The sequence below is a fragment of the Nocardia sp. NPDC050630 genome, assembly GCF_044457245.1.
Taxonomy (GTDB): Bacteria; Actinomycetota; Actinomycetes; order Mycobacteriales; family Mycobacteriaceae; genus Nocardia.
In genome coordinates this window covers 187,074-210,053 of sequence record NZ_JBITGN010000005.1, presented here as the reverse complement: position 1 = coordinate 210,053, position 22,980 = coordinate 187,074, and the positions used below count along the sequence as shown (strand labels likewise).

General features: G+C 65.5%; 16 protein-coding genes. 8 read left to right on the top strand and 8 right to left on the bottom strand.

The features are described from left to right. The first annotated feature begins 24 nt into the window (after positions 1 to 24). The 4 genes from ACIBG0_RS15920 to ACIBG0_RS15905 all read left to right on the top strand — a co-directional run bounded on the left by ACIBG0_RS15920 (position 25) and on the right by ACIBG0_RS15905 (position 11,259). On the top strand, positions 25 to 6,573 hold the full coding sequence (locus tag ACIBG0_RS15920; protein WP_397033049.1) for an SDR family NAD(P)-dependent oxidoreductase: 6,549 nt from the start codon (positions 25 to 27) through the stop codon (positions 6,571 to 6,573). Beyond that, on the top strand, positions 6,570 to 8,489 hold the full coding sequence (locus ACIBG0_RS15915) for a beta-hydroxydecanoyl-ACP dehydratase (RefSeq protein WP_397033047.1): 1,920 nt from the start codon (positions 6,570 to 6,572) through the stop codon (positions 8,487 to 8,489). Before ACIBG0_RS15920 ends, ACIBG0_RS15915 begins: the two co-directional genes overlap by 4 nt. Next, entirely contained in the window at positions 8,486 to 10,048 is a 1,563-nt protein-coding gene (locus ACIBG0_RS15910) for a PfaD family polyunsaturated fatty acid/polyketide biosynthesis protein (protein WP_397033045.1), read from the top strand. The genes ACIBG0_RS15915 and ACIBG0_RS15910 overlap by 4 nt, the downstream gene beginning before the upstream one ends. 398 nt (positions 10,049 to 10,446) lie before the next feature. Beyond that, entirely contained in the window at positions 10,447 to 11,259 is an 813-nt protein-coding gene (locus ACIBG0_RS15905; RefSeq protein WP_397033044.1) for an SDR family NAD(P)-dependent oxidoreductase, read from the top strand. A 13-nt stretch (positions 11,260 to 11,272) separates the two neighbouring features. Here the strand turns inward: ACIBG0_RS15905 and ACIBG0_RS15900 are convergent, their stop codons facing one another. Genes ACIBG0_RS15900 through ACIBG0_RS15865 form a run of 8 tightly spaced genes read right to left on the bottom strand, consistent with a single transcriptional unit; the run spans position 11,273 to position 19,042 of the window. After that, on the bottom strand, positions 11,273 to 12,085 hold the full coding sequence (locus tag ACIBG0_RS15900) for a carbohydrate ABC transporter permease (RefSeq protein WP_397033042.1): 813 nt from the start codon (positions 12,083 to 12,085) through the stop codon (positions 11,273 to 11,275). Beyond that, positions 12,075 to 13,016 (bottom strand): carbohydrate ABC transporter permease, encoded by a 942-nt coding sequence (locus tag ACIBG0_RS15895; RefSeq protein ID WP_397033040.1) that lies wholly within the window; start codon positions 13,014 to 13,016, stop codon positions 12,075 to 12,077. Before ACIBG0_RS15895 ends, ACIBG0_RS15900 begins: the two co-directional genes overlap by 11 nt. Then, a complete protein-coding gene (locus ACIBG0_RS15890) occupies positions 13,017 to 13,868 on the bottom strand; it encodes a metallophosphoesterase (RefSeq protein ID WP_397033039.1) in 852 nt (283 codons plus the stop codon). Continuing rightward, positions 13,865 to 15,253: an ABC transporter substrate-binding protein gene (locus tag ACIBG0_RS15885; protein ID WP_397033038.1), complete on the bottom strand. Its 1,389-nt coding sequence runs from the start codon at positions 15,251 to 15,253 to the stop codon at positions 13,865 to 13,867. Before ACIBG0_RS15885 ends, ACIBG0_RS15890 begins: the two co-directional genes overlap by 4 nt. 23 nt (positions 15,254 to 15,276) lie before the next feature. Next, the gene (locus ACIBG0_RS15880; RefSeq protein ID WP_397033037.1) at positions 15,277 to 16,404 is read right to left on the bottom strand and encodes an ABC transporter ATP-binding protein; all 1,128 of its coding nucleotides are present in this window, start codon (positions 16,402 to 16,404) and stop codon (positions 15,277 to 15,279) included. Positions 16,405 to 16,412: 8 nt separating this feature from the next. Beyond that, positions 16,413 to 17,300 carry an alpha/beta fold hydrolase gene (locus ACIBG0_RS15875; protein WP_397033036.1) on the bottom strand — a complete coding sequence of 296 codons (888 nt, stop codon included), beginning with the start codon at positions 17,298 to 17,300 and terminating at the stop codon, positions 16,413 to 16,415. After that, on the bottom strand, positions 17,297 to 17,875 hold the full coding sequence (locus ACIBG0_RS15870) for a YiiD C-terminal domain-containing protein (RefSeq protein ID WP_397033035.1): 579 nt from the start codon (positions 17,873 to 17,875) through the stop codon (positions 17,297 to 17,299). Before ACIBG0_RS15870 ends, ACIBG0_RS15875 begins: the two co-directional genes overlap by 4 nt. Positions 17,876 to 17,884: 9 nt before the next feature. Then, positions 17,885 to 19,042 carry an acyl-CoA dehydrogenase family protein gene (locus ACIBG0_RS15865; RefSeq protein ID WP_397033034.1) on the bottom strand — a complete coding sequence of 386 codons (1,158 nt, stop codon included), beginning with the start codon at positions 19,040 to 19,042 and terminating at the stop codon, positions 17,885 to 17,887. A gap of 144 nt (positions 19,043 to 19,186) precedes the next feature. Between ACIBG0_RS15865 and ACIBG0_RS15860 the strand changes: the two genes are divergently transcribed. The 4 genes from ACIBG0_RS15860 to ACIBG0_RS15845 all read left to right on the top strand — a co-directional run bounded on the left by ACIBG0_RS15860 (position 19,187) and on the right by ACIBG0_RS15845 (position 22,963). Then, positions 19,187 to 20,113, top strand: a complete 927-nt coding sequence (locus ACIBG0_RS15860) for a PDR/VanB family oxidoreductase (protein WP_397033032.1) — start codon at positions 19,187 to 19,189, stop codon at positions 20,111 to 20,113. A gap of 94 nt (positions 20,114 to 20,207) precedes the next feature. After that, positions 20,208 to 20,906, top strand: coding sequence for a hypothetical protein (locus tag ACIBG0_RS15855; RefSeq protein ID WP_397033031.1), 699 nt, complete (start codon positions 20,208 to 20,210; stop codon positions 20,904 to 20,906). Between the two features lie 360 nt (positions 20,907 to 21,266). After that, positions 21,267 to 21,869: a DUF4232 domain-containing protein gene (locus ACIBG0_RS15850; protein ID WP_397033029.1), complete on the top strand. Its 603-nt coding sequence runs from the start codon at positions 21,267 to 21,269 to the stop codon at positions 21,867 to 21,869. 143 nt (positions 21,870 to 22,012) lie between these two features. Next, positions 22,013 to 22,963: a hypothetical protein gene (locus ACIBG0_RS15845; RefSeq protein ID WP_397033028.1), complete on the top strand. Its 951-nt coding sequence runs from the start codon at positions 22,013 to 22,015 to the stop codon at positions 22,961 to 22,963. The last annotated feature ends 17 nt before the right edge of the window (positions 22,964 to 22,980 follow it).

Sequence of the window (22,980 nt, the reverse complement as noted above, 5' to 3'; positions counted from 1 at the left end):
CCACCCGGTTCGAGAGGAACTTTCGTGACAGACGACAGACGCCTGGCGCGCAACCCGATCGCCATTGTCGGGATGTCCGGGCTGCTGCCCAACGCGCACAACCATCGAGAGTATTGGCAGAACATCGTCGAGGGCGTGGACTGCACCACCGAGGTGCCCGCCTCGCGCTGGAGCCTCGACGATTACTTCGACGCCGATCCGGATGCCCCGGATAAGACCTACTCGCGTCGCGGCGCGTTCCTGCCCGATATCGACTTCGACCCAGTGGAATTCGGGCTCCCGCCCAATCAACTCGAAGTCACCAGCACCATGCAGACGCTCAGTCTCGGCGTGGCGCGCGATCTGCTGATCGATGCGGGCGCGGTCGATTCCACCTGGTACGACCCGGGCAAGACCGGCGTCGTGCTCGGCACCACCGGACCGGTGCCGCTGATGCATCCACTGGCGGCGCGCCTTTCGACACCGGTGTTGAAAGAGGCGGCGCGCTCGGTCGGGCTCTCCGATACCGACGCCGATGCCATCGCCGATAAGTTCGTCGCGGCTTTCGCGCCGTGGGAAGCGAATTCGTTCCCGGGTCTGCTGGCCAATATCACCGCGGGCCGGGTCGCCAATCGGCTCGGCCTCGGCGGTATCAACTGCACCGTCGATGCGGCGTGTGCGGCATCGCTTGCCGCGCTGCGGACCGCGATTGCCGAACTGCAGGACGGCCGGGCGGACATGATGATCACCGGCGGTGTGGATACCGAGAACACCATCTTCATCTATATGTGCTTCAGCAAGGTGGGCGCACTGTCGGCGAACGGACAGATCAGCCCGTTCTCCGCCGATGCGAACGGCACGCTGCTCGGCGAGGGCATTACCATGCTCGCACTGCGACGGCTGGAAGACGCACGTCGCGACGGCAATCGAATCTATGCCGTGATCCGCGGCCTTGGTTCCTCCAGCGATGGCCGGGCCAAGAGCATCTACGCGCCGCGCGCGGGTGGCCAGCGGGTCGCGCTCGATCGTGCATATGCCGATGCTGATTGCTCACCTGCGGATGTCGCGCTGATCGAGGCGCATGCGACCGGTACACCAGTCGGGGATAAGACCGAACTGACCGCGCTGAAATCACTACTGTCCGAAGCAACTTCGGAGCCACGGTTCGCGGCGCTCGGCAGTGTGAAGTCGCAGATCGGGCACACCAAGGGCGCCGCGGGTACCGCTTCGGTGATGAAGTTGGCACTCGCACTGCATCAGAAGGTGTTGCCGGGCACCATCAATGTGGCCGCACCCAATGCGGAGATCGCACCGGATGACGCGCCCTACTACGTGAATACCCGGACTCGGCCGTGGATCCGGGATCCACAGCGGCCGGTGCGTCGGGCCGCCGCCTCGGCATTCGGGTTCGGTGGCACCAACTTCCACGTCGTGTTGGAGGAGGCCGACTCCGTTCGCGGACCGGTATTGCATCGCACGGCGCGGGCCCATCTGTGGCATGCGCCCGATGTGGCCGGACTGGTGGACGCGGTTCGCAGCGTGGATGGCATCGACGGCGGCGATATTCCGGAGGATCACGCGCGCATCGGATTCGTCTCGGTAGACGATGAGAATGCCGCGCACCTGCGGGCGCTGGCGGTGGACGAACTGGTGCGCAATCCCGCGGCCGTGGCGTGGGATCACCCGGAGGGCGTGTACTTCCGGGCGGCGGCACTGCCGGAGCGCAGGATCGGTGCGCTGTTCGCCGGGCAGGGCAGTCAGTACGTCGATATGGGATCGGATGCGGTGCTGAGCAATCCGTCTGTCGGGGCCGCCTTCGACGCGGCCAATATCGCATTCACCGGAGCGCCGGTGCGGCTGTCGTCAGTGGTGTTCCCGCCCCCAGCCTTCGATGAAGAGACCTCGTCGGAACAGGAAAAGGCGTTGCGCCGAACCGAATTCGCGCAACCCGCGATCGGTGCGCTATCGGCGGGGCAGTTCCAGGCGCTGGCGGAGTGCGGGTTCCGTGCGGATGGATATCTGGGGCACAGTTTCGGTGAACTCACCGCGCTATGGGCCTCCGGTGCGGTCGCTACCGAGGACTTCTTCGCCCTGGCCCGGGCACGCGGGGCGGCGATGACACCGGCAGCAGGTGTCGAGGCCGGGACCATGGTGGCGCTCGGTGCGTCGAGGGAAATCGCCGAGGAACTACTCGCCGGTATCGACGATGTCTGGATCTGCAATCACAATGCGCCCGATCAGGTCGTGGTCGGCGGCGGGCCGGAGGGGATCGCCGCCGTGGTCGAGCAGGCCGGTGCGCGAGGGGTGGCGACTCGGGCCCTGCCGGTGTCGGGAGCGTTCCATACACCGTATGTGGCGCATGCGGTGGACGCGTTCGCCGACGCGACCGCGGCGGTGACGATCGGTGCGCCCGACGCGCCGGTCTACGCGAATACCCCCGACGCTCGCTATGGCGACGATGTGGTTGCCAATCGGGCACTGCTGACCGAACAGCTCAGTAAGCCGGTCGAATTCGTCGCCGCGCTGACCGCGATGCACGCCGATGGCTGCACGGTATTCGTGGAATTCGGACCGAAGCAGGTGCTGACCTCATTGGTGCGGCGCACCCTCGGAGACGATGTCATCGCCATCGCGGCCGATTCCGGTCCCATCGGCAATAGCGATCTCGCGCTGGTACGGGCGGCGGTGCGGCTGGCCGTGCTCGGCTTCGGCCTGCACGGAATCAATCGGTATGCCGCGCCTCTGCCAGCCCCGCGCGCCTCGAATCGTGCGATGACCGTGACGATCTCGGCGCCGGAGTACGTGCCCGAGAGTAGGCGCGCGGCGTATGCGGCCGCACTCGACGACGGTTATCGAGTCAGTGTTTCCGCACCGACTCCGGTCGACACCGTGGTCGATCCTCAGCCCGAAACGCTGCCGGTGGCAGCGACGTTCGCCGAACCTACGGAGACGACTGTGTATCAGCCCTACGAGTCGGACGCGCTCGACAGTGCGCTCGTGCAGCACCTACAGACCCACCGTCAGTTCCTGGACGGACAGCTGGATATGGCACGCGGCTTGGCCGGTGCGCTCGGCAGTGGATCGCTCGACGAGGCGACCTTGCGGGCGATCGAAGCCGTGAAGGATCACGGTGTCGCGATCAGTGAAAGTCATTCGCGAGCAAGTGAAGTGCTTGCGCAGCTGGCGGAGCTGGAGGGTGGATTCGCGCCTGTTGCGCGGACACCGGCCGTGACGCGGCGGGTGGAGTCCACTCGGCAGGCGGCGATCGAGTCGGCCCCGCAGCGGCGGCCGTTGGCTTCGACGGATGTGGACAGCTCGAATGCTGCCGTAATCAGGGCGGGGTATTCGGGGATTTCCACCAACGGTGGGCCGGTTGCTCCCGAGTTCAACGGTGGCACCTCCGTCGCTTCGGAGTTCAACGGTGGTGTTGCGACTGCTCCCGAGTTCCAGGCCAATGGTGGCGCGGCTGCCGCGGAGGCTGGGGGTGGCGCGTCCGGCGCGGTATCCGGCTCTCCGACATCCGCCGAGGCACTGCTGAGTGCGTTGCGCGAGGTCGTGGCCGAGAAGACAGGCTATCCGGTGGAGATGGTGGATCCGTCGATGGATCTGGAGGCCGATTTGGGGGTGGACTCGATCAAGCGGGTTCAGGTAATCGGTGCGCTGCAGGAGCTGTTTCCGCAGCTGCCCGATCTGGGTCCGGAGCAGTTGGGGACGCTGCGCACGCTCGATCAGATCGCGGATTTGTTCGGGGACGGGACAGTCTCCGGGCTGGCTGGTGCTCCTACGGCGGCTTCGCCCACAGCTGGTGCCGGAGCCGTCACAGCTTCACCAACGGCGGCTCCTGGAACTGCCGCGGCGGCCGCCCCCACGGTTGCTGCCGGAGCTGCTGCGGCCGCCGCACCCGCAGGTGGTACCGGGTCCGCTGCGCCTAGGGGCGCTGCCTGGACTGCTGCGGCGGCCGCACCCACAGTCGGTGCCGCAAGCGCGTCGGCCGCCGCACCCAGCGGTGACGACCTGCGGATCGCATTGCGAGAGGTCGTGGCCGAGAAGACCGGCTATCCGGTGGAGATGGTGGATCCGTCGATGGATCTGGAGGCCGACCTCGGCGTCGATTCGATCAAGCGAGTCCAGGTGATCGGCGCGCTGCAGGAACGGTTTCCAGAATTACCCAGCCTCGGTCCGGAGCAGCTCGGCACGCTACGCACTGTGGATCAGATCGTCGACGAGCTCGCGACGTCGGTGGGTGGTGATGTCCACCCAAAAGCTGAGGCCGCGGCCGAAACGCCGCGGTATGCCGTCGAACTGATCACCCTGCCGGCACTGGATCGGGCGGTTGCCCCGTATCGCGAGGGCGGTGTGGTCGCGTTGGTCGACCTCACCGGCCAGGCCGACGCAGACTGCGCCGCCATCGAATCCATGCTCACCGAGCAGGGCTGGTCGGTGCATCGTACGGATTCGGCAGGGCTGTCGGATCTCGATTCCGTCGATATCTGCATCGCGGTGCTGAGCTGTGAGTTCGCCGATTGGGAGGCCGCGCAGCGGTGGCTCGGCGCCGCCGTGCTGACCGCAAGTCACGTGGTGCCGCGCTTGGCGAAGACCGATGGTCGGGCGGCGTTCGTCACGGTGACCCGGCTCGATGGTCGCCTCGGCTTCCTCGGCACGGCGGGTCCGATTGCCGCGCTGCTCGGCGGAGTCGGCGGTGTCGTGAAAACCCTTGCGGCCGAACAGCCCCAGCTGTTCTGCCGGGCACTCGATATCGATCCGGAAATCACAGCGGCGCGACTGGCCGAGCTGGTCAACGCAGAGTTGCACGATGCCGCATGTGACACGCTCGAGGTAGGTATCGATGCGGCGGAGCAGCGTAGGACGCTGGTGCCGAGTGTGCACGCGTCCGCCCGTCCAATAGGCCTCGTGCTTCACGAGCAAGGGCCGAGTGTGCTTACGGCACAGGATGTTCTGCTCGTCACGGGTGGCGCGCGTGGCGTTACCGCCACATGTGTCCGTGCGCTTGCGCAGCGCAGCGAGGCGCGCTTCGTGCTCCTCGGGCGCTCCGAGCTGTCACCTGAACCCGACTGGGCTGCGGGCGTTCCCGATGCCGAACTCAAGGCCGCGGCGGTGCGCGCACTGGTCGGCACCGGAGCGAAGCCACGCGATATCGAGCGTGCGTGCGCACAAGTGCGGTCTACCCGCGAAATCAGCGGAACACTGACCGAATTGGGTTCGCGGGCAGAGTATCTAGCTGTCGATGCCACCGACGAAGCGGCGGCGCGCACCGCACTCGCACCGTGGCGCGACACCATAACCGGCGTCGTGCACGGGGCAGGTGTGCTGGCGGACTCCATGCTCACCGATAAGTCGGCTGAATCCATTCAGCGGGTGCTGGATCCCAAGATCTCCGGGCTGGCCACCGTACTGGCCGCGCTCGGCGAACTTCGGCATCTGGTGCTGTTCACCTCGGTGGCCGGGCTATTCGGCAATGCGGGTCAGGCCGACTACGCCGCGGCGAACGAAGCACTGTCTCGATTCGCGCTGAGCTATCGGCGACGCCATCCCGACTGCCACGTCACCGCGATCGACTGGGGGGCCTGGGACGGCGGCATGGTGACGCCCGAACTGCGCGAGCATTTCCACGCTCGCGGCATCGCCCTGCTGGACCCCGAAACGGGTGCGGCGGCCTTCACCGAACAGTTCACCGCGGACCGCTGCGACGACGCGGTAGTACTGATCGGTCCAGCCGAAAGCCTCACGGGCGATACGACCGTCGAACCACCCGCGATGCAGGCCCGGCGGATCATCACCGGGCTCACCGACGATCCGATTATCCAGGCGCACCGAATCGGCGAACATATCGTGCTACCAGCCACTTTCGGTATCGGCGCGATGGTGAACCTGGCCGAGCGCAGCCTTCCCGGTCGAACGGTTATCGGTGCCAGGGATTTCGAGGTCCTCAAGGGAATCGTGTTCGACCATCCGGTGGATGAACTCGAACTCGAACTCGTCCCCGGTGCGTCGGTCGGCGGTCGAATGCTGGTCAGCGCGACCGTCCGTAGTGACGATGCGCTGCACTTCCGGGCGACGTTGCTGCTGGCTGCCGAACCGGATCAGCCGCCAACCAAGGCGATCCCGACCGGATCGGTCAGCGACGCGAATATCTACCGCGATGCCATCCAATTCCACGCGCCCGCCCTTCAGGGGCTGCGTACGGTACTCGCGGCCTCGGACGAGGTGATCGTATTCGATTGCGCCTTGCCCACCGCGCGAGTGGCCGAGGGTGCCTACGCCGGTCGCCTGCACGACCCGATCCTCGCTGACCTGATCCTGCAGGGGCCACCGGTGCTGGGCTACCGACTCCTCGGGGCAGCCTGTCTGCCACTAGGCGTCGGCCGGGTCGACTACTACCGGCAGTTGCCCACGGAGGAGCCGTTCCTGCTGACCGTGGACAACCCACGGCCAGGCAGCTTCGATGTCCGGATCGACGCCACCGCGACAACATCGGATGGGACAGTGCTACAACGCTTCTCGGATGTCACCGTGGTGACGACGCCGGATCTGACCGCGAAATTCCAGGCTTCGGTGCGGGGGTGGTCGGCATGACGGTGCTCGAATTCGACGGGGTGCCATTCGATCCGGTCGGTGCTGCCGCGGCCAAGGGCACGACCCAGGAAACCCAGGCGGTAGCAACCTCGACCGCCGCAGCAAAGGCACGCCCGCAAACTGCGGGACCTCTCACCGAGATCCGTTCGGGCGTCGTCGCCGCCCACCGCGCCGCGCTGACCGCCCAGGTCGCACTGCAACGGGCTATGTGGCAGCGGACGGTGCACCCACAGGTCCCGTTGGCGGGCCAGGGCCACAGCAACTCGTCAATCTCGAGTGCGCGCATCTCCGCCGCACCGGAGTGGGCATTCAAACCTCTAGCTCGCACGACCCGTACCAGTCTTGATCGGGCAGCACTGGTACGCCTCACCCAGGGCGATGCCGGCGGTGTATTCGGATATCGGCGCTCCGGCGTCGAATCCGTGGCGCGGCTAGCGGCGGCGGACCCCTTGGCCCTCACCGAGGTCGTAACAATCGAACTGCGCGGCGGCACCGGAAACGGCCGCGTGGTAGCGCATTTCGACGGTGATGTACGAGCGGCCGCAGTACAGGCGGCCGAGGTATTCGCACTCTTCACCGGCATGCAGCTGTGCCTCTCGCGAAGCACCCTGGTCAGCGAACCGGCCGCATCCGAAAGCCGCACTGGCACGGTCGAATTCATTGTCACAGAAATCGACCTGGTACCCCGTCCGCATGTCACCGGCACCGCGTCTGTCACGGGTTCTGTTCCACTGGAAGTCACCGTGACGGTGGCGGAAGCAACGGGCACGGGCGTGGGTCCAGGCGCCGCGGTCCCGGGCCTACTGCTCAACGAATTCCACATGACACACCTCGCCCGCGGCGACCAAGCCATCGCCATGGGGACCGAGTTCGCCGAATACACCGGCGTGCGAGCAACCCGCCTGCCGACGGGCGGGTTGCTCCTAGTCGACCGCGTACTCGAATTCGAGGGTGCTCGTGGCAAATTGGACGCCGCGACGTACCGCACCGAATACGACTCACCCGCCGATTCCTGGTATTACGGCGATACCGCCAACGAATCGATGCCGCATTTCGTGTACATGGAGACCTCGCTGCAGGCGGCACTGCTGATGGGCTACTACGCAGGTCCCACCCTCACCCAGCCGGGGGTCACTCTGAGCCTGCGCAACCTCGGTGGCACCGCAACCGTTCTGCGCCAGGTCGATCTGCGGGACAAGACTATCGAGCAGACCTCGCGCCTGCTGTCGACGACGATCCTGCCCGGCTCATCACTGCAGAATTTCGACTACACGCTGAGCGTGGACGGAGAACCCTTCTACACCGGCGAGACCATGTTCGGGTACTTCAGCGACGAAGCACTGGCGAACCAAACCGGCCTCGACGCAGGGCGGTCCGTCCCGACCTGGCTGGACGAGCATCCACAAGCCACCCGCACCATCGATGTCGCCGCTCGCCGAGCGGTTCCGAACGGGCGGTTGTGCGCGCGCCGCACCCTGGCACTGATCGACCGGGTCGACGTGGTCGACGGCGGCGGAAAATACAAGGCGGGCTATCTGCATTCGCTGCGCGAAATCGACCCGTCGGACTGGTATTTCGCCCGCCACTTCCACCTGGACCCGGTGATCCCGGGATCGCTCGGGGTGGAATCGGTCATCCACGCCATCCAGGAGTGGATGCTCGATGCCGGATTCGCCGACGCGATCGCCGATCCGGTCTTCCGCATTCCCAGCGATATCGCCTTCACCTGGCGCTACCGCGGCCAGTTCCTGCCGACCGATGCAACTGTTCGGCTGGAGGCGCACATCAAGGAAATCCGCAGGGGCGCAGATGGTGTCACGGTCATCGCGGACGGTTCGCTGTGGAAGCCGGGGTTGCGGATCTACGAACTCATCGACCTCGCGGTCGAACTCGGTGCGCGAGAGGAGCGGTCGTGACCGCATCGTCAACCAGCGTCGTCGCGCAGACCGCCGTCGACATCACGGCCGTACTGCTCGACGTACGGCAGCCGTGCTGGATCGTGCGGCACGACGGCCGGATGGGCGCGACCTCGGATGCCGCGGTCGCGGCCCGATCGCAGGTGCTCACGGCGGTCGCGCCGCTGCCGCCGGAGTCGCTCGGGGACAAGCGGTTCCGCTCGACCCACGGTGTCGGCTCGGCATACACGGCGGGTGCGATGGCCAATGGCATCGCCGCACCGGCTTTGGTGACGGCGATGGCGCGGGCGGGCTACCTGGCCTCCTATGGTGCGGCCGGGGTGGCCCCCGCTGCGGTCGATGCGGCGCTGGCCGAACTCGGTGCGCTGGGAAAGCCCTTTGCCTGTAACCTGATTCACAGTCCGTCCGAACCGGCGCTGGAACGCGCGATTGTCGATTCCTGCTTGCGGCACCGCGTGCGTTGCGTCGAGGCCTCGGCATTCATGGGACTGACCACCGAGGTCGTGCGATACCGGGCGGCCGGGCTCAGCAGCGACCCGCACGGTCGGCTCGAGGTGCGCAATCGCCTGATCGCCAAGGTGTCCCGAGTCGAGGTCGCCGAACCCTTTCTGCGCCCTGCACCTGCCGATCTGCTCCGCAGACTGGTCGAATCCGGTGATCTGACACCGGAACAGGCCCGCCTGGCCGAGCGGGTGCCGATGGCCGACGACATCACCGCGGAAGCCGATTCCGGCGGCCACACCGATCGCAGACCACTGCTCGTGCTGTTCCCGGAACTGGTCGCCGCGCGCGATCGAATCGCCACTACGGTCCCCGCAGCGGCGGCGGTACGGATCGGCGCGGCGGGCGGCATCGGCACCCCCGCTGCCGCCGCGGCCGCCTTCGCACTCGGCGCCGCCTACGTGGTGACCGGCTCGATCAATCAGGCCACCCGCGAGGCCGCCCAGTGCGAAACCACCAAACAACTACTCGCCCGAGCGGATTTCGCCGACTGCACAATGGCACCATCCTCCGACATGTTCGAACTCGGTGTACAGGTCCAAGTCCTGCGTCGAGGCACCATGTTCGCCGCCCGCGCCCAACGCTTGTACGACACCTATCGCGCCTACACCGGATTGGACGACATCCCCACCGACCTACGCCGCGATCTCGAAGCCACCCTCTTCCGACGGCCACTCGAAACGGTCTGGCAGGACTGCGTCACCTACTTCACCGAACGTGATCCCGCGCAATTGCTCGGCGCTGCCGAAGATCCGAAACGCAAAATGGCCTTGGTATTCCGCTGGTACCTCGGCCTGTCCTCCGGTTGGAGCATCCGTGGTGAAGCCGACCGCACCCCCGACTATCAAATCTGGTGTGGCCCTGCCATGGGCGGCTTCAACAATTGGGCCGCCGGAACCTACCTCGCTGTCCTCGACAACCGCCACGTATCCGAGATCGCCGACCAAATGATGCTCGGCGCGGCCTACCTCACCCGGATCGCCCAACTGCGCACGGCAGGCGTGCGGTTACCAGCCGAATGCACCCGCTTCGTGCCGCGACCTATACAGCAGCGCTGACCAGCGCGGCGAGATCGCCGTCGGCGTGATCCGGATCCGCGTTGAGCTCGGAATCTCCGCTCGCGGTGTATTCCGAGCTCGACGCTGATTCGGTGCGGTCCGGCTGGCCGATCGTGCCCTGCGTACCGAACTTCGTCGGATCTCCCGAAGCGGCTGCCCGAGCGCAGCCAGAATCATCCGAGGGCATCGTCCCGGTCTTCGGCAGCGAACCCTGTTTCGCTCCAGACCGTGACCGAGTTGTCGCCGGGCCGACGGCCAGCCGCGACGATCCGTGTGGGTTTGCGCCCACGATGCGCTTCGCCACCATTGCGCAACAAAAGGTTGCGCGTCTCCGGTCTTCGTGGCAGGGTGATGTGCAACCAATGGTTGCTTATTAATGGAATGGGACGTGATCGGACATGAGTGGTTTGCTGCTCGAGGACAAGAGCGCTGTGATCTATGGCGGCGGGGGCGCTATCGGCGGCGCTATCGCACGGGTATTCGCCCGGGAGGGCGCGAGGGTCTTCATCGCCGGGCGCACGCAGGCGAAGCTCGACACCGTGGCGCGTGATATCGCCGCCATGGGCGGAACAGTCGAAACCGCACAAGTTGACGTTTTCGATCAACAGGCGGTCGAAAAGCACGCCGATGCGATCGCGGCGGCGGTCGGCGAGATCGATATCGCCCTCAACGCCGTGAGTGTCATGCACGACCAAGGGACTTTGCTCGCGGACCTCTCGCTGGAGGAGTTCATGCGGCCGATCGACGGCTTTCTGCGAGCCCTGTTCATTACCAGCAAGGCTGTGGCACGGCACATGGGTCGCCAGCGTCCCGGCGTCATCCTGACGTTGTCCGAGCCGGGTGCCAAACTGGCTGTAGGCGGCATCTTGGGGCACAGTGTGAGCGCGGCCGGCAAGGAGGCCTTCGCACGGAACCTGGCCGCCGAGTTGGCGCCCAGCAACATCCGGGTCATCGGTATCCGTCCACACGCTGTCGTCGATGCGCCGGCAGCGGGTTCCTACACCAGGGACCTCTTCAGGCACATCGCGGCAGCGTCCGGGCAGTCGGTGCAGGAATTGCTCGAAGGCGGGGCGATGGCGCAGGCGACGCTGCTGAAGAGGCTGCCTACGCTGTCCCACATCGCGGAGACGGCCGCGTTCCTGGCTTCGGATCGAGCTGGATCCATGACGGGAGCAATCGCCAATCTGTCCGGCGGGGTGCTCGTCGACTGAGTTTCAGCTCGGGCTACTTCAACCCCGACCGCACGAACGCGTTCACGATGTGCCGCTGCAGCAGCAGATACATCAGCAACACCGGCAGGCAGGCCAGACTGGCCAATGCCATCATCGGCCCCCATTGATCTCCTTCGGTACCCATGAAACTGCGCAACCCCAGCTGCAGCACGCTATTGGATTGGCGCAGAACGACTGCGGGCCAGAAATATTCGTTCCAGGCGTTGATGAACAGCAAGATGGCCAGGGCGGCTAGGGCGGGGCGAAGGTTGGGGACGACGACGGTCCAGAGGATGGACCAGGAGGAGCGGCCGTCGATTTTGGCGGCGGCGACGAGCTCTTTGGGGAAGCTGGCCATGTGCTGGCGCAGCAGCAGCACCGCGAGGGCCGAGCACAGGGTCGGCAGAACCACGCCGATCAGGGAATTGACCAGTCCGAGCCGGGTGAGCAGCACGTAGTTCGGCAGCATCGTCACCTGGAACGGAACCAACCAGGTGCCGACGAATGCGAGGTACAGGATCCGCTGGAACGCGAAGGTGTACATCGCGAACGCGTAGGAGGCCAGCAGCGCCACCAGCAGCTGCCCTGCCGCGGACAGTGCCGCCACGAAGAAAGTATTGCCGATCAAGCCGACTACATCGACCTTTTCGGCGGCATCGGTGTAGTTGGCGAAGGAGATAGGCCAGGGGAGCGGGGACAGCGAGGTGACGTCCTCGGGCCGCCGCAGCGAGGTGGCGAAGAGCCAATAGATGGGGAAGACGCACACCACGGCGGTGGCCGCGAGCAGCAGATGGCTGCCCGCGGTCCGCAGACGGTCAATCATCATGGAAGGCAACCCTTTCCGAGATCCAGACCAGGATCCCGGCGATTACGCCGAATCCGGCGAACAGCAGCACGCCGGCCGCCGCACTGAGTCCGGCGTCGAAACTGTGGAAGGCGTAGTCCCACAGCAGGTAGTAGATATTGGTGGTGGCCTGCGCGGGACCGCCCTGTGTCATCGAATCGATGAGCGGGAAGGTCAATGTCGGACTGAGCAGTACGGTGGTCAGGACCAGGAACAGCAGTGTGGGGGACAGTAGCGGCAAAGTGATCCAGCGCCGGATCTGTCCCGGACTCGCGCCGTCCACCTGCGCCGCCTCGTCGTAATCGCCACTGATACCGGCTAATCCGGCCCACACCACCAGCACAGCGAATCCGAGCAACTGCCAGCCGGTGATCCCGATGATGACGGCGTGCGCGGTGTCCGCGTCGTACACCCAGTTGCGATCCGAGCCGAGCACTTGGTCGACGAAGCCGCTGCCGGGATGCAACAGCCACCGCCAAACCGCCGCTGCCGCGACGGGAGCCACCAGGAACGGCACGAAGATGAAGGCGTGGTAGAAGGTCCGGGCCCGCACCCTTCTGCTGGCCAGCGCAATCAATACCGGCAGCACAACAGTAAACGGAAGCATGCCTAGAATCAGCACACCGGTCCGCCCGACCGAATCCCAGAACGCCGGAAGTTGCGCCAATCGTTCGTAATTGCCGGTTCCGACAGGTTTCATCGGCGAGGTCGGCAGGAGATTCCATGAGTAGGTGGACAACTCGAACGCCTGTACCAGCGGCCTATAAATCCACACCACCAGCAGGAACAGCGCAGGCGCGAGGTAAAGGTAGGGCACCACGAACCGCCCCGCCCTGCGGAACCGGGCGTGGCGAGGCGTCTGCGGAATCGTTACGATATCCGATGCCGCAGTTGGGGTTTCGACCGCAAACATTTACCTGGCCTCGGCGGCCAGTGCGGCCAACTGCTCGAGCACATCGGCTTCGGCACGGTCGTAGACGGTTTCGGCGGGTGTTGCCTCGATCGCGGTGGCCACCAGGGTCGTACCGAGCAGATCGATTCGGCTGTAACCGAAACCGGTCAGGCCGCGGTGCCGTCCGAGCGGTGCGATCGTATCGATGCGATAGGCCAGTGCGGGCCCGATCCACACCGGAATGCCGCCGAGGGCGGCCGCACCCGTGAGGTGGTTGTGCCCGCAGATGATCAGTCGCACATCCGATCCGGCTAGTACCTCACCGAGCAGTTCCGGCTGCTCGAGCCGCAGATATTCGGTTGCTGCGACCGGTGACGGAACCGGCGGATGATGCAGCACCAGCAGGGTGCCGTGCGGTGCGGGTTCGCGCAGTTGATCGGTCAACCAGTCCAGTTGCTCGGGTTCGAGCCGTCCGTCGTGCCTGCACGGTGTGCTGCTGTCCAGCGCGATAATCCGCAGTCCGGCGACGTCGACCACCTGATCGTGGGTGAGGTCCGGATCGACCGACTCGAGACCGAGCAACTCGATGCCGAACGCCGTGCGCTCGTCGTGGTTGCCCATCGCGTACACCGTCCGTGCCCCGAGTTCGGCGGCCACCGGCTCCACCGCGTCACGCAGCCGCCGATATGCCTCCGGAGAACCGTTATCGGTCAGATCCCCCGACAACACCAGCGCGTCGATGCGCTGTCCCGAGGCCCGCAATTGCTGTAGCACCTGGGTGAGGTTGGCGTAGGTGTCGATGTTGCCGTGCACCCGCTCCCCGCTGGCTCGGATGTGGGTATCGGTCAGCTGAACGACCGTCACCGTGCTCATGACGCGGGCAGGAGTTCGGCGCCCCGTTGCCGGGCGGTGGTCAAGGTGGACTGGGGATCCTTGCCCTGGAACACAATCGACTCGACCGCGTCCATCATGCCGTCACGGATCTGCAGATAGTTGGTACCCGGCATCGAGATCCACGGCTCCATATTCGCCAGCTGTGCGACATTCGGCTTCAGCAAGGGATTCTGCTCCGACCAGGTCTTCAGCCCGTTCGGATCGTCCATCAAACCGGGTCGCAGCGGCAGATAGCCGATGCCCTGCGAGATCTTGGTATAGGCGTCCTCGCTGGTGAGGAATGCGATGAGATCCCACGACGCCCGCTGCTTGGCCGGGTCATTGGACAGGATATGCAGCGATGCGCCGGAATTCGTCGGCACGGTCGGCTTGCTGCCGAAGCTCGGCATGGGTGCCGCTCGCAGATCCCACTTGTCCTTGGCGCCCGTAACGAAGGTGCCCTGGATGGCGCTGGTCTCCAGGATCATGCCGATCTCACCGCGCGCGAACGCCTCATAACCCTGCTTCTGGTTGAGCTTCGGCATACTGCCGGAATCGACCAGCTGCTTGCTCATCTGAGCGACCTCGACCGCGGGCGCGTCCGCGAACGACAGCGTCTTGCGGTCCTCGGAGATGACCCGGCCGCCATTGGAGCGCACCATCGACTGGAAACACCAGTCCTTGGCCGTCTTGGTCAGGCAATCGATGTACACACCGCCCTTACCGGTCTTCGCGGTGATCGCGGCGGCCGCGTCGGAAACCTGCTGCCAGGTGGCGGGTGGCTTGGCCGGATCGAGCCCGGCCTCGGTGAACAGCGAGGCATTGAAATACAGGACGGGCGTGGAGAATACGAACGGAACACCGTATGTGTGGCCGTCCCAATCGGCGAGCGTGCGCGCCTTCGGGGCGAACGGATACTTGGCGCCGTCGAAGTTGTGCTGGACTTCCTGCTTGGAAACCAGCGTGTCCAGCGGCTTGGCGCCGAGCTGGTGGATGGTGTAGTCCAGATCGCTGAAGCCGAGCTGCGCGACGTCGGGTGGGGTGCCCGCGACCATCTGGTTCTGAATGCTGGAGATGGTGTCGGTGGCCGGATTCGGGCTATTGCCCTGCGGCTTCTGCGCGGTCACCTTGATATTCGGGTACTTCTTGCTGAAATCGGCGATCAGCGCGTTGAAGGTGTCGGTCCACGCCCCCGCGAGTCCGTAATTGTAGGACTCGAACACGATGGACACCTGCTGATCCGGCTTCAGTTCCGGGATCTGGGTGGTGTCGGCATTCGAGTCGGTGGTGGTGCTCCCGAGTCCGCCGCAGGCGCTGAGCGCGACGGTGGTTGCGAACACCAGGCCCAGTACGGGCACGGTGCGTTTCACGGTGGTTCTCCTCATCGCTGAAGGGTGGTTGTTACGAATCAGGCGACGGCGACAACAGTGCCGCCGCTCATCGAATCCCGCTGCGGCTCTTGCCAAGTCAGGCGCAGACCGGATTCCGGGTGGAACAAGTGCAGGTACGCGGGATCGACGCGCAGCCCGATCGGTTCGTCGGCGCGCACTCCGGCCGGACGCGGTGCGCGGGCGCACAGTGTCTGCTCGCCGATGCTGAAGTGGATCAGTTCCTCACTACCCAGGTTCTCGACCATCCGTACGTGGCCGCGGATGGCGGCGTCGGCCGAGTCGATGCGCAGTTGTTCAGGGCGGATTCCGGCGATGACCTCGATGTCGGCGTCGAAATCCGCTGCGGCGATGGCCAATTCGGTGTCTATGCCATCGGCGATCAGGAACAGGCGACCGTTGCGTTGGGTGACGGTCGCGGGGAACAGATTCATCGGTGGCGCACCGAGAAATCCGGCGACGAAGGTCGAGCGTGGACGGTCGTAGAGTTCGGTCGGGGTGCCGACCTGCTCCACCTGACCGTCATTGAGCAGTGCGATCCGATCCGCCATCGTCATCGCTTCGACTTGGTCGTGGGTGACGTACAGGAACGTCGCTCGCAATGTGCGATGCAGCGATATCAGTTCGGCCCGAGTGGCACTGCGCAATTTCGCATCGAGATTGGACAGCGGTTCGTCCATCAGAAACGCACCTGGATCACGAACCATGGCGCGTGCCAGGGCAACTCGCTGTCGTTGCCCACCCGACAATGCGGCAGGTCTGCGACGCAACAACTCGTCCAACCCCAGCGCTGTCGCCACCTCCGCAACTCGCGCGGCGATCTTCGTGCGCGGTGTGCGGCGTGCCCGCAAGGGGAAGCCGATATTCTTCGCCACCGTTAGATGCGGATACAGCGCGTAACTTTGGAACACCATGGCCAGGTCCCGTTGCTGCGGTGCCCGATGGGTGATATCGGTGTCGTCCAACAGGATTCGACCATCGGTTGGATCCTCCAGACCCGCGATCATCCGCAGCAGGGTGGATTTTCCGCAGCCGCTCGGTCCGAGTAACACCATGAACTCACCGTCGGCGATATCCAGGCTCACCTCCCGCACCGCATAGGTCGTGCCGAAGTGCTTGGATACCCGCTCGATGCGCAGTCGTGCCACCAGATCTCCTAGACCGGCAGCTCGCCCGCGACGACCCAGGTCGCCACCCGGGCCGCGATCGCCGGCGCATCCTTGACCCACTGGAAGTGATCTCGGTGCTCGACCGGCGCATGCTCGTCGATATGCCACTGCGTGACCCGCGCCTTCGGCATCCGCGAGACCAGGAAGTCGACGTTGGACTTCGGGCCGAGCACATCCTCGGACAGCGAGATAACCAGCACCGGCAACGTCATCCGGCGCAACAGCGTGTTGTACTGTCGCGCAGAACCTTTCGGGCGGTAGTAGCTGGTCAGCGAGTGCATCGACCAGTCGCGCATCACGCGGCCCGGCATCGGTGCCGGGATGAGTACGCCGCCGGGCCAGTGGCCCTTCCAGCGCGATACCAAGCCGATCCACTGGATCTGGCTCAGCGCCTCGAACCAGCGGCGCGGTCCGAACGCCCACCAGAACACCGTGCCGGTCCCGATGACGGTCACTCCGGCGACCTGGTCGGGCTCGGCAGCGGCGTACAGCAGAGCGAGCTGGCCGCCGAGACTGTGCCCGAACAGATGGATCGGCGCCTCCGGAAATCGCCTGCGCACGGCGGAAACCACTGCGGGCACATCGATTTCCAACATCTCGCGGTAGCCGAAATCGCGGTGCAGCCCGAATTCCGGCCTCGCCTCACCGTGTGCGCGCAAATCGCAGGTTGCGACCGAAAGGCCTTGGGCGTGCAGCTCTTTGGCAAACTTCAGGTAGTTCTTGGCTTTCATCGCCATGGCGGGCAGGATCAGCACTACCGGCGCATCGGACTTCTTGCCGGCCAAGAAGCGCACGGTGAATTCGACGCCATCGGCGGTCGATACCGTAGTCGACTCCAAGGCGCTGAACTCCTGCTGAGGTGCGGTGCTTGTCACTGCTGCGCCTCCGTGATCGCGATATCGCAGACGTAGTCGAAGGTGAACTTCGCGACGACCACATCGGCGTCATCGAGCAGCGACGCCTTGCCGGACAGTTCGAACCGGTTCGAGGCGGTGGCGGCCAGCACCTCGGCGAGTTCACGCTGATCGACGGTGGCAATGGCGCGGATCCGACCGACCGCCGGTTTGCGATAGGACGCCGTGCCCGCGCGCAGCACCAGCCGCTCGACGGTGTTCAGGCGCGTGGCGGCCGCACCGACGAAGGCGGCCGCGCCACCGATATCGGCGGCGGTGAACAGCGCACCGGCGTGCACGGTGCCCATGTGGTTGCGCACGCTGTTGCTGGCGGGAATCTCCACGACCGCGCGCTCCGGCGAGATCTCGGTGATCAGGGTGCCGACGTATCGTCCGAACGGCACCATATCCCGCGATACTGTCCGCAGATATTCGTAATCGACCGCATCGCAATCGAGTTCGGGATAGGCGGCGGCGAATCCGACTATTTCATGCGTTGGCCCACCCGTCACCCGGCCGCCATCCCTCATGGAATCGCTTCGCGATACTGTATTCATCTCTCTCCTTCAGCGATTGCGCAGCGCGCGACGGGCAATGGACCAGCGCAGCACCTCGGACGGACCCTCGTAGATGCGGAAGGCCCTGGCCTCCACCAGGAATCGGGCGACCAGGTAGTCCTCGCAGACACCGAGTCCACCGTGCAGCTGCACGGCCCGGTCGAGTACCCGCCAGACTGCCTCGGAGACAAACGTTTTCGCAATCGACGCATCGTGGCGCGCCTGCGACGACGTCGGCCCCTGCTCGTCGATGGTCTCGGCCGCCGTGCGGATCACACCACGTGCCGCGGCGATATCGATCTCGTTATCGGCGACGAGTCCCTGCGCCAGACCGTGGTCGGCGATCGGCACACCGAAAGACTTTCGGGTGCCGATGTGTTCGATAGCTAGCTGATGCGCACGCACGGCCAGGCCGAGCCAGTTCATGCAGAACACCAGACGCGACGGCGCGAGTCGGACCTGGGCGAGTACGAGTCCCTGACCAACCGCGCCCAGCACGGCCGAATCCGGCACCGCACAGTCGACGAAAGCGATCTCGCAATGCCCGCCCGGTGCACTGGAGTGATCGAGCGTCGGCATCCGTCGGCCGATCTTCAGCCCCGGATTGTCCTGGTCCACCAGGAACATGGTGGGTCCGTCGCTGGTCTGCGCGACACAGATGGTGAACGCGGCGCCCTGCGCGCCGGTGGTGAAATGCTTGGCGCCGTTGATGATCCAGCCGTCGTCGGTTTCCTCCGCGACGGTCTGCAGCATGCCGGGATCGGATCCGGCACCCGGCGCGGGTTCGGTCATCGCAATGGCCGAACGCACCTCACCGGCCGCCAGCGGGGCCAGATAGCGCTGCTGCTGTTCGGCATCGGCCACATGGGCGAGCAAGTGGATATTTCCGTCATCGGGCGCCCATGCGTTCACCGCGATCGGGCCGAGCAGACTCGCACCGGCCGCTTCCAACACCCGCGCCTGGGCGCGGGTGTCCAGGCCGAGCCCGCCGTACTCCGGGGCGGACAGCGGGCCGAAGACGCCCGCCTCCTTCGCTTTCTTCTGTAGCTCGAGCCGCAGCGCGTCGTCCATGACGCGCCCGTCGACGACGACCTCGCGTTCCACCGGAATTACCTGGTCACGTATGAACTGGGTGGTCTTGTCCACCACATGCGCCACAGTGTTCATGGCGTCAGTTTCGGTGGGCGGGCGGCGTACGAGTCGGGTCGATAGTCAACGTCGATTGTGCGAATCGACTGCGCATTCGTCCGGTGCGAATCGGTGGTCTCTCGGCGACGGTAGTCGCGAAGACGAGATAGCCGAGGGGACCAGATGACGGAGTTTCCGGTACGGGTGTCGGCCCGCCGTGACGAGGCCGAGGCAGTGTTCTCGCTCGAGCTGACCCCGGTTGCGGATGGGCAGCTGCCGTCGTGGGAGCCGGGCGCGCATATCGACGTTGCCGTCGGTGCCGCAGGGGTGCGACAGTACTCGCTCTGCGGTGATCCCGCTGATCGGCTGCGTTGGCGGATCGCTGTGCTGCGCGAGCCCGGGGGACGCGGCGGATCCGAATACCTTTACCAGACGGCGTGTTCGGACGCCGTGCTTCGTGTTTCCCGCCCCCGCAACAATTTCGGCCTTGTCGAGCGTGAAAGTTACGTATTCATCGCCGGTGGAATCGGAATCACTCCGATCCTGCCGATGGTGTCCGCCGCGCGGGCCGCGGGCGCTCGGTGGGAGCTGTACTACGGCGGACGCACCCTGGCGCATATGGCCTTCGCGGAGGAGATCTTCAACTACCAGCAGGCGCGACTGTTGCCGCAGGACCAACACGGACTGTTGCCGATCGCCGACATTATCACTGACCACCTTGGTTCCGCCATCTACTGCTGCGGACCCGAACCACTGCTCGCCGCAGTGGAAACCGAAGGCGCTCTGCATCATTCGGATGTATTTGTAGAACGATTCGTGCCGCGAGCGGATACCGCACCGTGTGGCGCATTCGAAATCCAATTGGCAAGCAGCGGAGAAATTCTTCACATCGGCGCGGACGAGTCCATTGCCGATGTGCTCGACGCCGCCGGTATCGGCATTATCACCTCCTGCCGTGAGGGCACCTGCGGCAGCTGCGAAACCGCCGTGCTCGCTGGCGAAATCGACCACCGCGATTCCGTGCTCACCACCGAAGAGCGGTCCTGCGGCAACACCATGATGCTGTGCGTTTCGCGGGCCAAATCGGACGTGCTCGTCCTCGATCTCTGACCGGCGAACCCTGAGCTGTCGGCGCTGACCGCGACCGGCATGGCGCGCTCGCGTGCCCGAACCTCCCAGACAAATCGAGAGGAAAGAAGTAAAGATGAGGAAAATCGTTGCGGTGGCCGCCGGATTGGTCGCCGCCGTCGGGATCGCCGCCGGTACCGCCGGCGCCCAGCCCGACAGTGAGGGCGCGGTGGGATTCACGGCCTACGCCACCGACACTCAGTCCATTGTGAAGACCGATGGCGGCGACATGGTCGTCGAGGACGGCGTCTTCAAGATCAAGGCGAGCAACGGCACCGTGCTCACCGGCATGCCGCTGAAGTTCCGCGTCGACGACTTCGAATTTCCGATCGTGGCCGATATCGCCGACCACTCCGCCACCCTCACTCCGCAGTTCGATATCGCGCACGCGGCCTACAAGCCGGTCGCGCTGCCGTTCGAGGACAAGGCGCCGTGGAAGAACGAATACGACCGTGAGCAGGCTGCCTGGTCCCGCATGACCAGCACCATCACTATGGGCGCTACCCTCGGCACCCTGATCGGTGGTATCGGCGGCGGCGCCGTCGGTTGCGTCCTGGGCGGTATCGCCGGTGCGACGGTCGCCTCGGCCGCCATCGTCGGCCTCTTCGGCGCCTTCATCCCGGCCGCCGCCATCGGCTGCCTCGGTGGCATCGTCGCGATCGGCGCCCTCGGCACCCTCGCGGGCCAGCTCCTGATCACCGCCCCGGTGGCCATCGGCGCTGCCATCCAGTACTTCTCCACTATCAACCAGCCGCCCGTTGCGCCGGCGAAGTAGATAGCGAAGAAGACCCAACGGCGTTCGTTGGGGGACACCGCCCCCGCCCGGTTCTTCACCCCGGGCGGGGGCTTCGCTGTGTTCCCGCACGCCGGAATTCGCCTGCCGGATCAGCTGGTGAAGCTGGCCGAGGCGTACTCGGCGTCGGAGAAGGTCGAAGTTCGCGCGCCGAACATCGCACGCGGAATGCCCTGTTCAGTGATCAGTCAGCTGCGGTATGCGTGGCAGCGTCGGCAGGTGAGGTGTTCGCGCCGTCGACCGTGACCGATCCTGCGTGGCGTATCCGGTTGTGGTGATGGCGTTTCCGCTGCACATCGGCCTGCTCGCGGAGTACGGTGAGGTGTTGTGAGGAGATGGCGGATGGCGTGGTGGCTGCTCACTGCGGCTACAGTCGCGACGGTCAGCAGTTGCGGTTCGCAACCCTCGGTGCCGGATACGACGAGCAGCAGCCCGGGCCCGGCGCTGCATGTGGTTTCGGAATCGTCGGCCGCCCGGACGTCGTCCGTGCGCGATTCGGATGCGGTTGCACCGCAATGTCGGACATCGGATCTTGCCGCCGGTCTCGGACCGGAAACCGCGGCTGCCGGAACTGTCGCCTTCCCGATCGTGTTCACCAACAACGGGTCCGGTCCGTGTGTACTCGAAGGTTTCCCGGGTGTCTCCTATGTCACCGGCCCCGATAGCGCACCTGTGGGTGCGGCTGCCGCCCGCGAGGGCGCCTCGTCCGGCCTGGTCCAGTTGGCTCCCGGCGGCCAGGCGTCGACGCTTGTGTTCGCGGTCAACGTCGGCAACATTCCGACCGAGCAGTGTCAACCGGTGACGGTGCCGGGGCTGCGAATCTACCCGCCCGACAACACCGCATCGCTGTATCTCGAGCGCGCCGCGACGGCGTGCGGTGCCGGGCAGGTGACTACGGCCCAGCTGAGGGTCCGTGCCGTCGTGGCGGGTGCCCGGGGCCAGTAGCTGTTTCGTTGCGGCGCCGCCGATTACGACGCGGTCACGAGAAGTGCACTATCGATGACGTGGCAGGGCTGGTCCCGGAGAATGGATAGCTATCACCCGAGATCCGGTCCCGCCGTGGGCCGGTCGACCTCTTGGAGGGGATTATGGTCGATTCCCTTTTCGCCGATGTGTCCGAGTTCCAAGTTCCGGTCGATGATTCCTATCCGTATCAGATCTTTTCGTGTCGCTCCAACGACGGGACCTACCGGGACCACAACTTCTACACGAACTATGCCTGGGCTGCCCGAGCCGCCGACGAGGGGCGAATAGCCTGCTTCATCGTCTACTTCTATTGGCGGCCGAACTGGCTCGACACCGTCGACACCCACCGGAGCATGGTCGGCCAGGCAGGGGGCCCGCATCCGCGGATGATCTCCATGATCGATGTGGAATCGGGCGGCAATCCCGGCGGGGACCAGTCCGACGGTATCAATCGCGCCTACTGGCGGCTGGCCGACTGGCTGGGCTCCACCCGCCGGGTCATCGGCTATGCGAACCGGCCCGATTTCGACAGCATGTGGCCGGTGCGTCCGGATGGGCTCAATATGATCGGCGCCGGCTACGGCAGAAATCCCAACCTGCCCGGTCAGATCGCCCACCAGTACACCGACGGTCAGGGATATGGTGGTGGCCTGCCCGAGGGCGCCCCGCCCTTCGGGAACTGCGATATGAACTCCGCCGACGGATTCTCGCCGGAGGACTTCGCCAACCAGGTCGGTGTCGGAGTCGTCGCGCCGGATCCGGTGACCGATATGTGGATTCAATTCATGGGTATCGGCGGCAACGGCTGGCCGCAGTTGGCGGATCACACCCTCGTCGACGGTGTCGCCGCCGTCGGGCAGGCTCTCGGGCTGCCCGGGTTCGCAGCACCGCCGGGGCCGACCCAGGTACCGCTGCCGCGTGACCCCGACGGTCGCATTCGTGACGAGTGGATTCAGATGCGGGGTGTACAAGGCAGCGGCTGGCCACAACTCGGCGGGTGGTCCCTCGTCGACGCGATCGCGGCAATCGGACAGAAGCTCGATATCGCAGGGTTCCAGCCACCCACTCGATAGTCCTTCGAGGGAGTATT